Consider the following 18142-nt stretch of genomic DNA (forward strand, 5'->3'; position numbering starts at 1 on the left):
TTATTCCGCCCAGCTCATGATGTACCCCGGATTTTCGATTTGAAGTGCTTCCTGTGTCAGCATCAGCGGATGAAAGGTGTCCACCATTACAGCCAGTTCCCTTGTTTCTTTTGCGCCGATACTTTTTTCAACAGCGCCTGGATGGGGTCCATGCGGGATGCCGGCAGGGTGCAGGGTGATCATCCCCCGGGTAACATTTTTGCGGCTCATAAAGTCGCCGTCCACGTAGTAAATAACCTCATCGCTGTCGATATTGCTATGGTTATAAGGGGCCGGAATGGACTGCGGATGATAATCGAACAACCGCGGTACAAAGGAGCAGACCACAAAGGCACTGGTCTCGAATGTCTGGTGCACCGGCGGCGGCTGGTGCACCCTCCCGGTAATGGGTTCAAAATCGTGGATGGAAAAAATAAACGGATAACAGCAGCCATCCCAGCCGATCACATCAAAGGGATGTGTTCCGTAATGCAGTCCGTACAATACCCCTCTTTTCTTGGCCCTGATCAGGAAGTCACCCTGCTCATCAATCGTCTCCAGTTGCTGCGGCGGACGGATGTCGCGCTCGCAATAGGGTGCATGTTCCATCAGCTGCCCGTATTTGCTGAGATAGCGCTTCGGAAAGCGGAGCGGGGTAAAGGATTCTACGATAAAAAGCCGGTTGTGTTCGTCATTAAAACGGATCTGGTAAATGGTTCCTCTTGGCAGAACAATGTAATCGCCGTAACCAAAAGGGAGTGCGCCATACTGGGTCATTACAACACCGGAGCCTTCATGCACAAAGATCAGTTCATCCCCATCGGTGTTTTTGTAAAAATAATTTTCCATACTCTGCTGTGGTGCTGCCAGTACCAGGTGACAGTCGTTGTTCACAAGAATGGGAACGCGGCTTTCCAGAAAGTCGGCTGCGGGTCTTATATGAAATCCTTCGAAGCTTCTGTGCTGCAGCATTTTTTCTTCGGCTATATGCGGACTCAGATCCCGCTGCGGTTCTGTTTTGATGATCTGGGTCGGCGGATGGCAATGATATAAAAGGGAATAGTCATTGCTGAATCCCTCGGTGGAAAAAAGCTGTTCGCTGTACAGTCCGCCATCCGGCTTGCGGAACTGGGTATGACGCTTATGGGGAATTTTTCCCAGGGTATAATAATGAGGCATGTGAATCTGGATTTAGAATTTGGAATTTAGAATGCTGAATTTGAAAATGGGTACTTTCAAACGATAAACAAAAAGCGATACATTCTAAACGGCCGCGCCCATGGCAAGAGCGGCCAGCAGGAAACAATATTTCCACCGGCGTTTATCCTTCCAGTAGGTGAAATTTCTGAAGTAGGGCATAAAAATAATTCCGGATAAAGGTACCACAATTTATAAAATAACGTACATTTGTTATTATTTTCAAGATTGAGACCTGATTACCCATATAAGATCTTTTCCGACAAGCGTGTGAATTATGTCTTGTTGATAGAAGCATTGGCTACCGACCGAAGCGACATCTGATCCGTTCCCTTTTTCTTTTTTATTTACCCTTAAAATAATTGATCATGCCTGACACAAGCAATGTGGCTGCAGCGCCTGCTACAGCTGATTTTCTTCCCTTGCAGGGTACCGACTATATCGAGTTTTATGTGGGAAATGCCAAACAGGCCGCCCATTTTTATAAAACGGCCTTTGGCTTCCAGTCGCTGGCGTATGCCGGACCGGAAACCGGCGTTAAGGAAAAAGCGAGTTATGCCATCCGCCAGAACAAACTCACTTTCGTATTTACCACACCCATAAAGAACAGTGATGCAATCGGAGCACATATCGCCAAACACGGAGATGGGGTGCGCATGCTGGCGCTCCGGGTAGATGATGCCACCGATGCCTGGATACAAACGACAAAAAGGGGGGCGAAAGTTATATGGAGCCCGTAAAACTGGAGGACGCACAGGGGGAGGTGATCATGAGTGGCATCCATACCTACGGAGATACCATACACCTGTTTATTGAACGGAACAATTATAAGGGTGCTTTTTTGCCGGGTTACCAGAAATGGGAAACAGTATACAATCCCTCCGAGACCGGGCTGCTTTATGTAGATCACTGTGTAGGCAATGTAGGGTGGAACCAGATGAATAAATGGGTGGCATTTTATGAAGAGGTAATGGGTTTCTGCAATATCCTCTCATTTGATGATAAGGATATCTCCACAGAATATTCCGCCCTTATGAGCAAGGTGATGAGCAATGGCAACGGGTATGTAAAATTTCCCATCAATGAGCCGGCCGAAGGCAAGAAGAAATCACAGGTAGAGGAATACCTGGATTTTTATAACGGGGAAGGAGTGCAGCATGTGGCACTGGCTACCAATAATATCATTGAAACGGTAAGTGCCCTGCAACAACGGGGTGTGGAGTTCCTGAAAATACCTTCGAGTTATTACGATACGGTTTTAGACCGGGTTGGCACGATCGATGAGGACCTCCTGCCGCTGAAAGAACTGGGGATCCTTATCGATCGTGATGAAGAAGGATACCTGCTGCAGATATTTTCAAAACCGGTGGAAGACCGGCCGACATTGTTCTTTGAGATCATTCAACGTAAGGGGGCAAAGAGTTTTGGCAAAGGGAATTTCAAAGCATTGTTTGAGGCGCTGGAACGGGAACAGGAGGCGCGGGGGAATTTGTAGAAGCGGCAGGAAGGTGTGTCAGTAAGAAGCAGGCAATGAGACGTGGTTTGTAAGATGCCGCGCTGATGCATTTATTTTTTAATCTTATATTTTATTTTCAATGAAGTTATCGCGGTTAGCAGCACATACGCCGCCTTCGGGCATTCTGGCCATCAGCAATGCTGTAAAAAAAAGAGCGGCTGCAGGAGAACAACTGCTCAATTATACGGTAGGTGATTTTGACCCGCAGCTGTTCCCCATACCTCAGTTGCTGGAAGATGAAATTGTAAAAGCGTACCGGAACAAACAAACCAACTACCCGGCAGCGGATGGCAATGAGGATCTGCGGAAGGCCATCGCAGCGTTTGTAGAAAAACAGCAGGAACTTTCCTATACGCCCTCAGAGATCATGATCGGGAGCGGCGGCAGGCCCTTATTATTTGCTGCCTATAATATGATCGTGGATCCCGGGGATAAGGTGATCTATCCCGTGCCCTCCTGGAACAATCATTTTTATGTACAGCTGACAGGAGCCGTACCCTGTATTATAGAAACAAAGCCGGAAAATAACTTTATGCCTACGGCTGAAGAAATACGGCCTCATATAAAGGATGCCACGCTGCTGGCGCTTTGTTCGCCCCAGAATCCAACGGGTACCGGCTTTTCTGCAGCGCAGTTAAAGGCCATCGGAGCCATGGTGGTGGAAGAAAACGCCCGTCGGGGTGCGGATGAAAAAAAATTGTACATCCTGTACGACCAGATCTATTACCTGCTCAATTATGGCAGACAACCACATGTAAGTCCGGTAAGTGTTTGCCCGCAACTGCGGCCCTATACCATTTATATCGATGCCATCAGCAAGGCCTTTGCGGCAACGGGTGTGCGTGTGGGCTGGTGCTACGGACCGGAACCGGTGATCAGCAAAATAAAAACAATGCTGAATCATGTGGGGGCCTGGGCGCCGATGGCCGAACAACAGGCCGTTACTGCTTTTTTAAATAACGGAGCAGCGGTTGCCGCTTATTTAAGTGGATTTAAAACAGCACTTCAGCAACGGCTGGATCGGATCTACCACGGCATACAGGAGCTGAAAAAAGAAGGACTACCCATAGATGCCATCGCACCACAGGCCTCCATTTATCTCACGGTCAACATTGACCTCCCGCAGGACGTAACGACCTTCCTCCTGGATGAAGCCGGCATTGCCTTGTTGCCGTTCCGGGTGTTTGGTACCGCTCATGCACACAACTGGTACCGCCTTAGTGTGGGCACCTGTCGCATGGAAGATATTGCACCGTTTTTGCAGCGTTTAAAAGAGGTGTTGCGGAAGAAAATGGAACTGGCATAATAATAGGAGCTACAAATAAAAACAATCATGAAACTGATCTCATACATCCGGCATCAGAAGGAACAGGCAGGTCTGTTGATCGCCGACCAGGTCTACCCGCTGTCATTCCCGGGCTGGGATGATGCCGGCATAATGGATGACCTGTTGAATAACTGGGAGTCCTGCCGGCCGGAACTGGAGAAAAAAGAAGCGGCTATCCTATCCGGAACTCCCGGAAACAACAACCCTGTCCCTGTTTCAGCAGTACAGCTCATTGCGCCCGTACCGCGCCCGGTCTCCTGTCGCGACGGATATGCTTTCCGGCAGCACGTGGCCACGGCGCGCAGGAACCGCGGTGTGGCAATGATCCCCGAGTTTGACCAGTACCCCGTTTTTTATTTTACCAATCATCGCAGCATTCAGGGACCGGGGATGGTACAATGTATGCCGGATCATTTTGAAAAGCTGGACTTTGAGCTGGAAGTGGCGATCGTGATCTGCAAAAAGGGAAGGAACATAAAAGCATCGGAAGCGGATGCTTTTATCGGAGGGCTGATGATCATGAATGATGTCAGCGCCCGGACGCTGCAACTGGAAGAGATGTTGCTGAATCTCGGACCGGCAAAGGGTAAGGATTTTTCAACCGTGATCGGGCCCTGGCTCGTAACACCGGATGAACTGGCATCTTATGAGACCGATCCAAAACCCGGGCATACGGGCAAAAACTGGAATTTGGAAATGAAATGTTTTGTAAATGAGACACCGGTAAGCCGGGGGAACCTGGGCGATATGGACTGGACCTTTGCGGAGCTGATCGAGCGGGCTTCTTATGGAACGGATCTCTATCCCGGCGATGTGATCGGCAGTGGTACCGTGGGTACCGGTTGCTTCCTGGAACTGAACGGAACAGGGAAGCTGCAGGACCCGGAATACAAGGCACAATGGCTGCAGCCCGGTGACAGGGTGCGGATGGAAGTGGAGGGACTGGGCATTCTTGAAAATACATTTGAACGGGATGCTTCCGGATACAGTATCTTAGCATTGAAGAAAAAACAGCCGGGAAAATGATCATCGATCCGAATACACTTAACGGGCCCGACAAACAGCATTACCTGCAGCATATCATCGCACCGCGACCCATTTGTTTTGCAAGTACCATGGATCATGCGGGTCATATAAACCTGAGTCCCTTCAGCTTTTTTAATCTTTTCTCTACCAATCCACCGGTGGTCATCTTCAGCCCTTCCCGAAGGGTGCGTGACAATACCACCAAGCATACCTTGCAGAACGTACTGGAAGTTCCGGAAGTAGCGATTAATATCGTCGATTATGATATGGTACAGCAGGTTTCCCTTGCCAGTTGTGAATACCCGAAGGACGCCAATGAATTTATAAAAGCGGGCTTTACCACGGAGCAGTCGCAGCTGATCCGGCCACCCCTGGTAAAAGAAAGCAAAGCCAAAATGGAATGCCGGGTACTGGAGGTAAAGCCATTGGGCAGCGGGGGAGGGGCTGGCAACCTGGTGATCTGTGAGGTGTTGCTGCTGCACATTAACGAGACACTGCTGGACGGAAATAATAAGATTGATCAGCGGAAGCTGCAACATGTAGCGCGCCTGGGTGGTAACTGGTACTGCCGGGTGGATACCACCAATCTTTTTGAGGTGGAAAAACCCAATACGCAGCTGGGTATGGGTATGGACGCGTTGCCGGGCGTTATCCGGAACAGTACCGTACTTACCGGGAATGATCTCGGGATACTGGCAAACGGTACCGGGATGCCCGCCCGCGATCCGGATTTTAATGATGCCGTGCTGGCGGCCCTGCCGTACCCGGAAAATAATGAGGAGCGCAGGCTGGCTGTTCATCAATATGCACAACAGCTGATCCGGTCGGGAGAGACCGGGAAAGCCTGGCAGGTATTACTGACCCTGCTCTGAGGCAGCCCGCTATGGAGTGGCACCTGTTCTCCGGCTGCCGCTGGGCGTTTACGGAAACAGCTTCCCTAAATAAATTACCATTTCGTTAACACCGCTTGTTACGTATCTGTTCGTATTTTAGCTACGAAGAACTTCGTTAAAAATTTCTTGTCTTAAAACCCAACTAATGAAAAAGAGATTTATTTTAAAAGCAGCCTTGTGGACCCTGCTGCCCGCGGCCTGCTTTGCAGCGTTGTCCTTTGCGCCGCATTCAACAGTTACTTCCAGCCCGAATTTTCCGTTTGATACAGATACCTTGCCGGCAATCACCGAATTTGAGACCGGACGGCTGGACCAGGCCCTGAACTATGTGGATCAGCAGATCCGGAATCATGGCGATGCGGAATGTACAATAAATACAGATCGTATTCAGCAACAGGTAAGCGACGCATTGTCAAAGATTGATCTTGTAAAGATCCAGTCAGCGGCAAGGGCGGCGGTAAAAAAGATCGATTTTGATCAACTGAACCGGGATCTTGAAAAGGCAATGGCCGGCATCGACCGGGCAAAAATAGACCATGATGTATCCCGTGCAATGGCAGCCGTTAAAAATATAGATGCAGGGAAATTAAAATGTGAGATCAACATGGCACTGAAGGATGTAAAGCTGGATCAGTTAAAAGTACAACTGGAAGCAGCCTGCAGGGACCTGCGGCTGCAGCAGCGGGACCTGAACCTTGAAATGCGGCAACTGGGTCCCGGCATCAATAATGAATTGAGAGATACCCGCAGACAATTGCAGCGGTTGAAAGACGCTTACCAGGAAATGGAGCGGGACGGACTGATCGAAAGAGGACCCAATAACCGGATCCAGTTCAGAGAGGGGGAACTTTATATCAATGGCGAACGGCAATCCCAGAAAACAAGCGAAAAATACCGGCATTATTTTAATAGACGTACCCCGGTTTCCGGCACCACGGTAGCGGTATAGAACAGACTCTTGATGACCGCATGATATGCGGTGTTCCTGTTACGCGGGCAACAGGAATAAAGCCCCTGGTAGATCAGGGGCTTTTGCTATTAATTAACAAAGGACTGATGGTTACCTTTAATGGCTTTATGTATTAAGGTTTAAAAGCACAAATATTTGGCTGCATATGGAATCGGATTAACACGTACGTCATAATAAAAAATTAACAACAAGCGATCTCCAAAAACATTTAAAACATTTTTTATGAAACGCCTTTTTTTTGCAATAGCAATATTGCCCTGGATACTGTTTGCCTGTGAGAGCACCCGTAACCGGCCTGCTGAGAGTCAAACTGCGGCGATGGAAATAAGTACGATACCTGTAACTGCGGCAGAGAATAAATTTGATACGGAAGGATACGTGGCTATTACAGAGAATGAGTTTCAAACCGCAAAGGAACACCCGTTATCAACTTTTTCTGTTGATGTGGACAAGGCTGCCTACAGCAACGTACGGCGGTTTATTAATAGCGGAGCGCGTCCGCCAGCGGGTGCAGTTCGGATAGAAGAACTGGTCAATTATTTTGATTATGATTATGCATCCCCTCAGAGCGGGGAGCCCTTCAATGTGATCACGGAAATTGCAGAATGCCCCTGGAATACCCGGCACCGTCTCGTTCATATTGGAGTCAAGGGAAAGGAGATCCCTGAAGAAGCGTTGCCGGCGTCCAATCTTGTTTTCCTCATCGACGTGTCGGGCTCGATGCAGGATGAAGATAAACTGCCGCTGCTGAAGAAATCGATGCTGCTGCTTACGGATAAGCTGCGGCCGGATGACCGGGTAGCAATTGTTGCTTATGCAGGGAATGCCGGTCTGGTGTTGCCTTCGACCAGTGGGGAAAACAAATCCCGGATACGGGAAGCGATCGCGGAACTGGAAGCAGGCGGATCCACAGCGGGAGGGGAAGGGATACAACTGGCTTATCAGGTAGCAAGAGAAAATTTTATTGAGAAAGGCAATAACCGGATACTGCTGGCAACGGACGGCGATTTTAATGTTGGAACAAGCAGCGAGGATGCACTGGTGCGCTTAATTGAAGAAAAGCGCAAGACGGGCGTTTTCCTTTCGGTACTTGGATTCGGGACCGGAAATTACCAGGATAGCAAAATGCAGCAACTGGCAGATAAGGGAAACGGGAACCACTCCTACATTGATAATATCAGCGAAGCGCAAAAAGTACTCGTAAATGAATTTGGAGGAACACTGTTCGCAATAGCAAAGGATGTAAAAATACAGGTGGAGTTCAATCCGGCCAAGGTACAGGCCTACCGGCTGATCGGTTATGAAAACCGTATGTTGAATAAGGAGGATTTTAATGATGATAAAAAAGATGCAGGTGAAATAGGCAGCGGCCATACGGTTACCGCTCTTTACGAAGTAATACCTCCGGGCGTGAAAAATGAATTTGAAAAAACGGTGGATGAACTGAAATACCAGCCTGTGGCCAAACGCGCAGGGATGTCGGCCACCGATGAAATGTTTACAGTAAAGCTCCGGTATAAAGATGTGGACGCAACGCGTAGCAAACTCATTACGGTTCCGGTTGCAGACCGGGCAGCCGGGATCGATGAAACCTCCGATAATTTCCGTTTCGCTGCAGCCGTGGCAGAATTCGGATTGTTGCTGAGGAACTCCGGGTTCAAACAAAATTCCAGCTACAAAGAGGTTCTCGCACTGGCTTCAGGGGCAACAGGGAGGGACAAGAACGGCTACCGCGGGGAATTTATAACACTGGTAAAAAAGAGTGCAGCATTACCCGGTGATGAAACCGCGTTGAATGATTGAATATACGGTTCTCTGAGCTTGGATCACAACGGTGAGGTACCGGCCTCACCGTTTTTAATTTTCCCGAAAGAGGTGTTATTTTGCAGGGGAAAAATTGACATATGGTAAAAAAGAAATTAGTGGTATTGACCGGCGCGGGAATCAGTGCGGAAAGCGGGATCAAAACATTTCGCGACAGTGACGGACTGTGGGAGGGGTATGATGTGGCGGAAGTGGCATCGCCGGAAGGGTGGGCAAAGAACCCGGAACTGGTGCTGGATTTTTACAACATGCGTCGTAAGAATGTAGCGGAGGTACAACCCAATGCAGCGCACTGCGGACTGGCAGCACTTGAAGCGGATTATGAAGTGCACATCATCACACAGAACATTGATGACCTGCATGAGCGGGGCGGCTCCACTCATGTGCTGCACCTGCACGGGGAGATCTTTAAAATGCGCAGCGACCGTTCACACAAGCCCTCTTATGAGATCCGGGGCGACATCCGACCGGGGGATAAAGCACCCGATGGCGGCCAGCTGCGGCCGGATATTGTTTGGTTTGGTGAAGCGGTGCCGATGATCGCGCCCGCATCACAACTTGCTGCTGCTGCGGATATTTTTGTGGTCATCGGCACGTCCATGCTGGTGTATCCCGCAGCCGGGTTGATCGACTATGTGCCCGATGAGGCGCCCAAATATATTATTGATAAAACCATTCCTGCCGTGCGAAAGCTTCCCAATCTGCACACCATTGAAAAGCCGGCTACCGAAGGTGTAAAGGAGCTGATGCAATTGCTGAAAGTATAAAAACGGGCCATGCAGTGCTTTCTGCTCATTATAAAAATAATGTGGGTTCTTGGTTTAAGTATTTTGGTATAGTGTGCCTTGTTCTTTTTCTTTTATTACTGGTATTGCAGCTCTGTACACCTAAAAGGAAAATAAAAAAGATGATGTGTAATAACAACCGCAGCCGCCTTCAGCTACCGGATGCTTTATAGGATCACAGGAGCTTTCAGGAAGCGAGTGCGATCTTATACCACCAGTCTACCTTTCCGCTTACATCTTCCTTGCTGTGATTGATCCTGTTTGCATCACCATCCCCGTTGTGCATACGGCCACCATGCATGCCGCCTTGTCCGCGCATTCCTCCGCCCCGCATACCACCGCGTCCGCCGCCGCCGCTCATACGGGTTGTTGGTTCACCATGACCGGCATAAGCACCCCGGGGTTGTTTTATCTCAGGGATCCGGATACCAATGACGGTATGGTCTTTATTGATCAGCAGCTGGTTTTTGGGGATCGACACAATGTATCTGAAAAAACCGTCTGCATCATTCGTCGCTTTAAAATGAATAACATCAAGTTGGTTACCGGCTACATCAATCAGTCTTGCTTTTCCGTTATCGCTGATCCGGGCCTGTTTGTAAAAGGAAGTATAGTCCCGTTCGTCGGTACGCTGGCGCTGCGCTTCCGGAGGTCCATCTGCACCGGGCTGGGATGGCCGGTCCCGGGATGCGACGGCGGCTTTCTCATTATCCGGATGAAAGGGATATTCCACAAAACGGGTTTCAGATTTTGATCCTGTTGCGGGAAAATAGACTTTCACACCTTCCCGCAGCATCCGCATCCTGGCTGCCGGGTTGTCCGTTTCCAGGATCACATAGAGGTACTGCTCATCATTCCGGAAGTCATAGCGGATCTGGGTATTGTCATCATAAAACCGGGAGGGATAATCACGGCTGGTAGCAGCATCCATATGAATGGCTTCTGCGGGAAGCAGTTTGCTGCCGGAGCAGGAGCATAGAAACAGCACCGGCAGGGTAGCAAGGAGCAGCTGATTGCGCATAGGGAATATTTTTCCTGTGAGACTCCGTTTACAAAAAAATATTGCTGTAATGCGGCGTTAAATAGTTTTAACAATTAACCGTCGCCCTTTGCGTTTTTGGCACTCCAGGCGGCTGGGTTTTTTACCGCAAAGACGCAATGGGTCGCAAGGCTTTTGAAGAGAACCACTCAAATTTATCGTTCTTTGCCGGACCTTTTACCGCAAAGGTGCAAAGGACCTTTCTTTATGCATCTCAGTGCCCCCGGTGGTGCTTCCCGTTTTTACATTCTTTCCGGTACCCGGATGCCCAGCAATGCCATGGAAGCGGCAATAGTGGCGGCCGTGAGCGTACAGATCTTTAACCGCAGGTTTTTCTTTTCCGGGGTTTCGGCATTGCGTACGGAATGAGCCGTATAAAAGCTGTTGAATAATTTGGCAACTCCAAAGGCGTAGATGGCCAGCAGGGAAGGGTTGTGTTCTCCGGCCGCCTGCAATACCTGGGTATGAAATTGTTCCAGCAGGATGATCAGCTCTTTCTCCAGAGGTTCCAGCTGGTCCGGATCGGCTACATCCGCCATCAGCGGCTCATTCCGCAGGATCGAGCGGATGCGCGCATGGGTGTACTGAATGAACGGGCCGGTGAACCCCTGGAAGTCGATGCTTTCTTCGGGATTAAAGACCATCCTTTTTTTCGGATCAACCCGGAGTAGGAAAAATTTCAAAGCACCAAGTGCAATCGTATCATACAATTCCTTTAATTCCTCTTCTGTAAAGTCTTTTACCTTGCCCAGCTCTTCTGTCTTTGCAGCGGCTACCTTTACCAGCTCATCCAGCAGGTCATCGGCGTCCACTACTGTGCCTTCCCGGGTCTTCATACGCCCGCTGGGCAACTCTACCATGCCATAGCTCATATGGTAGATACCACCGGCATAGGGTTTATTGAGTTTTTGCAGGATCAGTTGCAGTACTTTCATATGATAGTTCTGCTCATCGGCAATCACATAGATGCTTTGATCGTATGGAAAGTCTTTGTATTTTTCATCCGCCAGCCCGAGATCCTGGGTAATATAAACTGCCGTTCCGTCCTTGCGCAATACCAGCTTCTCATCCAGTCCTTCGGCGGTAAGATCGATCCACACACTGCCATCCTCCTTTTTGAAGAATACGCCCTGTTTCAATCCTTCTTCCACAAATTGCTTTCCTAACAGGTAGGTATCGCTTTCATAATAGATCTTGTCGAAATCGGTCCCGATGCGTTTGTAGGTCTGGTCAAAGCCCGCATATACCCAGCCGTTCATTTTTTTCCAGAGTGCGATCACTTCCGGATCTCCTTTCTCCCAGTCCACCAGCATCTGTTGCGCCGCTTTCATAACCGGCGCATTCTTTTCTGCCTCATCCTTGCTCATACCTTTTTCCATGAGCTCCGCCACCTGCTCTTTGTGTTTGACGCCAAACAATACATAATAGTCACCCACCAGGTGATCGCCCTTGATGCCGGTAGACTCCGGTGTGGCGCCGTTGCCATAGAGCTGCCAGGCCACCATTGATTTTGAAATATGGATACCGCGGTCGTTGGAGATGCAGCACTTTTGGATCTCACTGCCGGTAGCTTTGAGGATCTCGGCAATCGACCAGCCCAGGAAATTATTCCGCAGGTGCCCCAGGTGCAGCGGTTTGTTGGTATTGGGAGAGGAGTATTCCACCATTACCTTTGAAGGCTGTTGCGCTTCCTTACCCAGTGAAGGATTATTATAATTTTTATTCAGAAAACCGGTCCAGAAGTTGGCTGAAATGGTCAGATTCAGAAAACCCTTGATCACATTGAAAGAACGGATCAGGTCCGGATGATGGTTTGCCAGATGCTGTCCGATCTCGGCACCCAGTTCTTCCGGTTTCTTCTTCAGCTCTTTTATAAAAGAAAACAAAACAACCGTATAATCGCCCTCAAACTCAGGTTTGGTGCTGTTGATTGCGATCGACGAAGGTGCAAGATCCCTTTGATACAATTCTTTTAATGCATCCGCAACTATCGGCCTCAATGTATCTACAATGCTCATTCTTAACAAATTTGCTGCAAAAATAAGGAACACAGGCGCAGAAATCATGGGAATAAAGAATATCTTCGCCGCCGATGAGGCAGCATCTACATAGTGTAAGGGACCGGATTCTCCCGCTGATCGACTTTTTTTATCCTCCCTTTAAACGGATCATGCCCCTGCAAACCTTCCGGTATGCGGTTTCCGGAGCGGGCAATACCTTTCTGGGACTGCTATCGTATTATATTACTTACAAGTTCGTTTTAAAGGGCCTGGACTTCCACTTTGGTTTTTATGCGCTGAAGTCGCACGTGGCAGCGCTCGTGGTCTCGTTTATAGTAAGTTTCCTGGTTGGTTTTTTCCTGATGAAATATGTGGTATTTGACGACAGCAGGATCCGGGGCCGGGTACAGTTGTTCCGCTACCTCCTGGTCTGTGTATTTAATCTCACCATCAATTATGTACTGCTTAAAATAATGGTAGAGGTCTGGGGCATCTATCCCGTTTTTGCGCAGATCGGTACTACCGTTGTGGTGGTATTGGTAAGTTATCTGGCACAACGGCATTTCAGCTTTAAAAAGGTACCGGAGCCTACCTACCTGGAAGAAAAGCATAAATAGGAAAGTTGTTCTATTTTTGCCCCAAACTAATGACTGTGAAGAATTTTTTTTATTACGCGCTGCTTTTAATGCTCCTGTCAATTTCATGTAATAAGAACAAAGAACATGCTTTTGCGGATGACCCATTGATCAGGTCCATACACACTACCACCACAGACATACTGCCGAATGGTCCTCCGGAGGAATTCACCGTTACCACGGATTATAACTTCCGGTATGACGATAAGCGGCTTATTGCGGTGAACGACCATCATCTTTTTTATGACGGTAATAACAGGCTGAGCTGGTCACGAATGGAATGGAGGGATTCTACTGCCGCACCATCGGGAGGCCCCTTATACAACCAGCGGATAAGGAGATTTTCCTATAAATGGAAAAATAATGCCGTGGATGAAATTTATCTTGACAGCTCTTACGACAAATCCCTGAACAGCAATGGGCAGATCGTAAGCGAAGGATTGCAGACAGGTGTACGCTATGCCAGGTTTTTCAGGTCCGGCGTTAACCGGGTAGACTCTGTGGTTTATTTAAACCAGTTTAATGACGGGAGTTCCATGCTTTCCGCTATACGTCTTTTATATGAAGGCGATAATGTCAGCAAAGCAATAAACTACCTGAGCAGCCCTGTTTCCCCCAACGAGATGCACTTTGTTTTTGTAACGGAATCGCTCCATAGCAGTATTTCTGATCCGCTCTTCAGGATTTATAAGGAACTGACGATTCTTCCTTTTCCGATGAATTATATTCCTTCCAGGAATTATTTATCGAAATACAGGAACTCTGCGGATCAGCAGTCTTCTTCCATGCCCGCCTGGAACGATATAACCTATCAGTTCAACGAAAGAGGCTGGCCCATAAAGAGCGTGGTTGTAAATCCTTCGTCAACGTACAGATCAACCACGGTGTTCAGTTACTATTAATTTACAGGCTCAGTTCCAGTCCCGCTACATTTAACAGGAAATCCCCGCTGCAATAAGCGCGTACCGCCAGCCAGTCGGATTGCGGAAAAATGCCGGCGACGGTGATGTCTTTCACGGTTCCCGTCCCACTGACGCCTTTCATGAACTGCTGGTTGAGCTGCTGATTCATATTGCTTGTTGCAGTTGTCAGCAGCGCGCCCAGGTCATACTTCGCCATCTTTTCGATCTCCGTGGTGATCTTTTTAGAGAACAGCCAGTCTGCTGTTTTTAACAGGGCATCCCGCGAGCGGATATCAAAGCTGACATCGGCTACCTGCAGTGTCCTGGAGTCTGCATAATACAGGGGTTTGCCCGTCACATAAAAATAACCGTCATTGGTGCCTGTGAACCGTACCTGCATTACCAGACGGTTGTCCCGGCTGCCCAGGAGTTTACATTCCGTGAAAATGAACCGCTTTTTTATAAAGGCCTTGCTGAAGGTGAATTCTTTTCCTGCGATCTGGCTGGTAAGAATCCGGCTGAGTGAGTCATAATTCATTACCAGGTCTGCATACACCTGGAAGCCCCGGTTCCGGCTGAAATTGCTGATATGCGGAACCGGAGTCACTGCTGCGGCCGGTTTTTCAAACCGCACCACAGGTTTGGCCGCCAGCCCTACATTGATCTGCAACTGGTTATTGCTGAGGGTTTGTAAACTGTTGATGCGGATCTTTTGGGGATTGATCTGCAGCCAGCCCATATTATTTACATTATAAGGCGTGTTCAGCTGGTTCCAGAGTGTCTGAAAACGCGGTTTTAGATCGATCCGCCCGTAGCTTTTTTCCAGGTCGGCTTTTGATGCGTCCAGCTCCTTTTTCAGGGCATCCATGATCACGGTGGTAATATCCTGCCCCCAGAAGCAGACGGTACATTTATCAACGGGTTCCGGTTCTTTACGGGTGACCTGCATTTTCACGGTATAATTGGTCAACAGGGAAATGGCAATGGAAAACCCAACCTTCACTTTCCGCTCCCCCTCGTCAAAGCCACACTGACAGGCCGGCGTCCATGGGGTCATCGCCTTTCCGTTTACGCAGGCCCTTGTGGAACCTACGATCTTGTAATAACCGGTAAAGGAAATATCCAGGTTGGTATTCCGGAGTGTAAATTCCAGGGGGCCTCTCCGGAAGCTGTATTTGTAACGGGTATCGCAGCCCTGCTGCACCCAGCCGTCCGGAAAGCGGGGGGAGGTAAAAAGTGTATCCACTTTTTTGTTGGCCATTGCAAAAAAAGGGGCCAGGTCGATCCGCACGGGGATATTTAATTCAGACTCCGGTATGGTTGCCGACGGATATTCCGGCGCCGATAGAACCGGTGCGGGGGTATTGATCGTTTGTCCCTGACCGGTAGCGGTTAGCAGGAAGGCCGACAAAAGGAAAAAAATAGACTTCATATCCAGAAATAAAGTGCTAAAATAGGCAAATCGGCGGCATGAAAATACCGGCAGGGCCTAAACTGTGCGCGCCGGTGTTTATTCTATAAACTTTTGCAGCTGAATGTGTAAAATGGCAGAGTGGTGCCATCCGGCAGCTTTTTGCAGGGATTTCTGACATTTTTGCATATTTATTTACTGCGGCATAATCATTGAAAGCTATTTTCTGCCACAAATTGTGGTAATTTTTAATAAAAGGAGAAATTTAAATATTATGGGTAAAATTATTGGTATTGACTTAGGAACTACCAACAGCTGCGTTGCGGTAATGGAAGGTAACGAGCCGGTGGTGATTGCCAACGATGAAGGGCGCCGTACAACCCCATCCGTTGTTGCATTTTTGAAGAACGGCGAGCGTAAAGTGGGGGATCCTGCCAAAAGACAGGCGATCACCAACCCCCAGAATACAATCATGTCTGTAAAGCGTTTTATGGGCCGCCGTTTTGATGAGGTTTCCGAAGAGATCAGCCACTGGAGCTACAAAGTGGCACAGGGTGACAATAATACCGTTCGTATCGATATAGATGGACGTTTATATACCCCGCAGGAGATTTCCGCGATGGTATTACAAAAAATGAAAAAAACGGCCGAGGATTACCTGGGCCAGGAAGTAAACGAAGCGGTGATTACCGTGCCGGCTTATTTTAACGACGCACAGCGTCAGGCTACCAAAGAAGCCGGTGAAATTGCCGGTCTGAACGTACGCCGTATTGTGAACGAGCCTACCGCCGCCGCATTGGCATATGGCCTTGATAAAGGCGGTAAAGATCATAAGATCGCCGTATTTGACCTGGGTGGTGGTACATTTGATATTTCCATCCTGGAGCTGGGCGACGGGGTATTCGAAGTAAAATCCACCAACGGGGACACACACCTGGGGGGGGATGATTTTGATAAAGTGATCATGGACTGGCTGGCTGAAGAATTTAAATCCGAAGAAGCCATCGACCTGAGAAAAGACCCGATGGCATTACAGCGCTTAAAGGAAGCTGCTGAGAAAGCAAAGATCGAATTATCTTCCTCCAGCGAAACCGAGATCAACCTGCCGTATATTACTGCAGTGGATGGGGTACCGAAACACCTGGTAAAAAAACTGACGCGTGCTAAATTTGAGCAGCTGGCAGATAACCTTTTCTCTCGTTGTTTAAAACCCTGCGAAGCGGCGTTGAAAGATGCCGGTATGAACCCTTCAGAGATCGACGAAGTGATCCTGGTAGGTGGTAGCACCCGTATTCCTAAAGTACAGGAAATTGTAGAAAAGTTCTTTGGCAAAAAACCGAACCGTGGTGTAAACCCCGATGAAGTGGTAGCTGTTGGTGCAGCGATCCAGGGTGCAGTACTGACCGGTGAGGTAAAGGATGTACTGCTGCTGGATGTTACCCCGCTTTCCCTGGGTATCGAAACCATGGGCGGTGTAATGACCACACTGATCCCTTCCAACACCACGATCCCAACAAAGAAATCAGAAGTGTTTTCTACTGCAAGCGATAATCAGCCAGGGGTACAGATCCATGTATTACAGGGTGAACGCTCCATGGCAAAAGATAACAAGAGCCTGGGGATCTTTAACCTGGATGGGATTCCGCCGGCTCCGAGAGGTGTGCCGCAGATCGAAGTGATCTTTGACATCGATGCCAACGGTATCATGCATGTAACAGCAAAAGATAAAGGAACCGGTAAAGAACAGAAGATCCATATCGAAGCGGGAAGCGGCTTAAGCAAGGATGAAGTAGAAAAAATGAAAGCAGAGGCAAAAGCCAATGAAGCAACGGATAAGGCAGAGCGTGAAAAGATCGATAAGCTGAATGCGGCCGACAGCCTGGTGTTCCAGACCGAGAAGCAGCTGAAAGAATATGGTGATAAGATCCCTGCAGATAAAAAATCCGTGATTGAAGGCGCCGTTGAAAAATTAAAAGAAGCGCATAAACAACAGGATATTGCTGGTATTGATAAATCCATGGAAGAACTGAATGCCGCCTGGACCGCAGCCAGCGAGGATATCTATAAATCTGGACAAGGCGCTGAAGGTGCACAGGCCAACGCAGGTCAGCCCGGAGGCGATCAGGCAGCCGGTGGTAACGCAGGCGGTGCGGATGATGTGACCGACGTTCCGTTTGAAGAAGTGAAATAAATCATTTGATAGCAAGAAGTGATCCCGGCAAGCAATTGCCGGGATTTTTTTATGTGAGTACGGCAAACAAATATCTCTCCCGGAAATATAAAATCTGATCTCAGGGAATGCTGTTCTTTTCCCCGGTCTGTTCCGCGCTTTTGAAATGTAAGATGGCGATGCGCCGGTTGCGCAAGAACAAGGAGAAACAAGGAGAGGACCCGGTATAGTTTCGGGTTGATAAGCAGGGATAAAACAGAGCGCCTGCTGCACCCTTGATGGGGTACAGATTCCACAGTTTGAGGTTGTTTTTTCTGATGCTGCTTTCAATATCCGGAGCAGCGCGGTTATGCATTTTTGGCCCAGCGATTGCGCTGAATAGACAGAAGCGGTTTTCGGTAATACATACGTTTAAAAGTTAAGTCATTAAAGAACCGGGAACTACGGGGAGCGCTGATTGAGTGCTCC

At 48.7% G+C, this 18142-nt stretch carries 16 protein-coding genes; 11 read left to right on the forward strand and 5 right to left on the reverse strand.

Annotation, left to right across the window (positions count from 1 at the left end; translation table 11 throughout):
- Positions 1-1158, reverse strand: a complete 1158-nt coding sequence (locus K7B07_RS20345) for a homogentisate 1,2-dioxygenase (protein WP_223712376.1) — start codon at positions 1156-1158, stop codon at positions 1-3.
- 386 nt (positions 1159-1544) lie between these two features.
- Between K7B07_RS20345 and K7B07_RS20350 the strand changes: the two genes are divergently transcribed.
- The 8 genes from K7B07_RS20350 to K7B07_RS20385 all read left to right on the forward strand — a co-directional run bounded on the left by K7B07_RS20350 (position 1545) and on the right by K7B07_RS20385 (position 9499).
- Positions 1545-1916, forward strand: coding sequence for a VOC family protein (locus K7B07_RS20350; RefSeq protein ID WP_223712377.1), 372 nt, complete (start codon positions 1545-1547; stop codon positions 1914-1916).
- Positions 1904-2671, forward strand: coding sequence for a 4-hydroxyphenylpyruvate dioxygenase (hppD, locus tag K7B07_RS20355; RefSeq protein WP_223712378.1), 768 nt, complete (start codon positions 1904-1906; stop codon positions 2669-2671). The genes K7B07_RS20350 and hppD overlap by 13 nt, the downstream gene beginning before the upstream one ends.
- Positions 2672-2771: 100 nt before the next feature.
- Positions 2772-3998, forward strand: a complete 1227-nt coding sequence (locus K7B07_RS20360; protein ID WP_223712379.1) for a pyridoxal phosphate-dependent aminotransferase — start codon at positions 2772-2774, stop codon at positions 3996-3998.
- Positions 3999-4025: 27 nt separating this feature from the next.
- Positions 4026-5045, forward strand: a complete 1020-nt coding sequence (locus tag K7B07_RS20365; RefSeq protein ID WP_223712380.1) for a fumarylacetoacetate hydrolase family protein — start codon at positions 4026-4028, stop codon at positions 5043-5045.
- Positions 5042-5917, forward strand: a complete 876-nt coding sequence (locus tag K7B07_RS20370; RefSeq protein WP_223712381.1) for a flavin reductase family protein — start codon at positions 5042-5044, stop codon at positions 5915-5917. The genes K7B07_RS20365 and K7B07_RS20370 overlap by 4 nt, the downstream gene beginning before the upstream one ends.
- A 166-nt stretch (positions 5918-6083) precedes the next feature.
- A complete protein-coding gene (locus K7B07_RS20375) occupies positions 6084-6887 on the forward strand; it encodes a hypothetical protein (RefSeq protein WP_223712382.1) in 804 nt (267 codons plus the stop codon).
- Positions 6888-7130: 243 nt separating this feature from the next.
- Entirely contained in the window at positions 7131-8711 is a 1581-nt protein-coding gene (locus K7B07_RS20380; protein ID WP_223712383.1) for a vWA domain-containing protein, read from the forward strand.
- A 101-nt stretch (positions 8712-8812) separates the two neighbouring features.
- A complete protein-coding gene (locus K7B07_RS20385; RefSeq protein ID WP_223712384.1) occupies positions 8813-9499 on the forward strand; it encodes an SIR2 family NAD-dependent protein deacylase in 687 nt (228 codons plus the stop codon).
- 205 nt (positions 9500-9704) lie between these two features.
- Here the strand turns inward: K7B07_RS20385 and K7B07_RS20390 are convergent, their stop codons facing one another.
- Entirely contained in the window at positions 9705-10538 is an 834-nt protein-coding gene (locus tag K7B07_RS20390) for a hypothetical protein (RefSeq protein WP_223712385.1), read from the reverse strand.
- A gap of 260 nt (positions 10539-10798) precedes the next feature.
- Complete coding sequence (gene argS / locus K7B07_RS20395) at positions 10799-12574, reverse strand: arginine--tRNA ligase (protein ID WP_223712386.1); 1776 nt, start codon at positions 12572-12574, stop codon at positions 10799-10801.
- A 74-nt stretch (positions 12575-12648) separates the two neighbouring features.
- Between argS and K7B07_RS20400 the strand changes: the two genes are divergently transcribed.
- Positions 12649-13173, forward strand: coding sequence for a GtrA family protein (locus K7B07_RS20400; protein ID WP_223712387.1), 525 nt, complete (start codon positions 12649-12651; stop codon positions 13171-13173).
- 35 nt (positions 13174-13208) lie between these two features.
- The gene (locus tag K7B07_RS20405) at positions 13209-14093 is read left to right on the forward strand and encodes a hypothetical protein (RefSeq protein WP_223712388.1); all 885 of its coding nucleotides are present in this window, start codon (positions 13209-13211) and stop codon (positions 14091-14093) included.
- A 1-nt stretch (position 14094) separates the two neighbouring features.
- Here K7B07_RS20405 and K7B07_RS20410 read toward each other — a convergent pair whose 3' ends face one another.
- Both K7B07_RS20410 and K7B07_RS20415 read right to left on the reverse strand, forming a co-directional pair.
- The gene (locus K7B07_RS20410; protein WP_223712389.1) at positions 14095-15525 is read right to left on the reverse strand and encodes a DUF4403 family protein; all 1431 of its coding nucleotides are present in this window, start codon (positions 15523-15525) and stop codon (positions 14095-14097) included.
- Between the two features lie 16 nt (positions 15526-15541).
- Positions 15542-15739: a hypothetical protein gene (locus tag K7B07_RS20415; RefSeq protein WP_223712390.1), complete on the reverse strand. Its 198-nt coding sequence runs from the start codon at positions 15737-15739 to the stop codon at positions 15542-15544.
- Positions 15740-15778: 39 nt separating this feature from the next.
- Between K7B07_RS20415 and dnaK the strand changes: the two genes are divergently transcribed.
- Entirely contained in the window at positions 15779-17695 is a 1917-nt protein-coding gene (gene dnaK, locus K7B07_RS20420; RefSeq protein ID WP_223712391.1) for a molecular chaperone DnaK, read from the forward strand.
- Positions 17696-18142 lie beyond the last annotated feature (447 nt).

The organism is Niabella beijingensis, from assembly GCF_020034665.1.
In the GTDB taxonomy this organism is placed as follows: Bacteria; Bacteroidota; Bacteroidia; order Chitinophagales; family Chitinophagaceae; genus Niabella; species Niabella beijingensis.

Coding starts and splice junctions, on each gene's coding strand:
- K7B07_RS20345 (WP_223712376.1), bottom strand. CDS start 1,158: ATGCCTCATTATTATACCCTGGGAAAAATTCCCCATAAGCGTCATACC.
- K7B07_RS20350 (WP_223712377.1), top strand. CDS start 1,545: ATGCCTGACACAAGCAATGTGGCTGCAGCGCCTGCTACAGCTGATTTT.
- hppD (WP_223712378.1), top strand. CDS start 1,904: ATGGAGCCCGTAAAACTGGAGGACGCACAGGGGGAGGTGATCATGAGT.
- K7B07_RS20360 (WP_223712379.1), top strand. CDS start 2,772: ATGAAGTTATCGCGGTTAGCAGCACATACGCCGCCTTCGGGCATTCTG.
- K7B07_RS20365 (WP_223712380.1), top strand. CDS start 4,026: ATGAAACTGATCTCATACATCCGGCATCAGAAGGAACAGGCAGGTCTG.
- K7B07_RS20370 (WP_223712381.1), top strand. CDS start 5,042: ATGATCATCGATCCGAATACACTTAACGGGCCCGACAAACAGCATTAC.
- K7B07_RS20375 (WP_223712382.1), top strand. CDS start 6,084: ATGAAAAAGAGATTTATTTTAAAAGCAGCCTTGTGGACCCTGCTGCCC.
- K7B07_RS20380 (WP_223712383.1), top strand. CDS start 7,131: ATGAAACGCCTTTTTTTTGCAATAGCAATATTGCCCTGGATACTGTTT.
- K7B07_RS20385 (WP_223712384.1), top strand. CDS start 8,813: ATGGTAAAAAAGAAATTAGTGGTATTGACCGGCGCGGGAATCAGTGCG.
- K7B07_RS20390 (WP_223712385.1), bottom strand. CDS start 10,538: ATGCGCAATCAGCTGCTCCTTGCTACCCTGCCGGTGCTGTTTCTATGC.
- argS (WP_223712386.1), bottom strand. CDS start 12,574: ATGAGCATTGTAGATACATTGAGGCCGATAGTTGCGGATGCATTAAAA.
- K7B07_RS20400 (WP_223712387.1), top strand. CDS start 12,649: ATGAGGCAGCATCTACATAGTGTAAGGGACCGGATTCTCCCGCTGATC.
- K7B07_RS20410 (WP_223712389.1), bottom strand. CDS start 15,525: ATGAAGTCTATTTTTTTCCTTTTGTCGGCCTTCCTGCTAACCGCTACC.
- dnaK (WP_223712391.1), top strand. CDS start 15,779: ATGGGTAAAATTATTGGTATTGACTTAGGAACTACCAACAGCTGCGTT.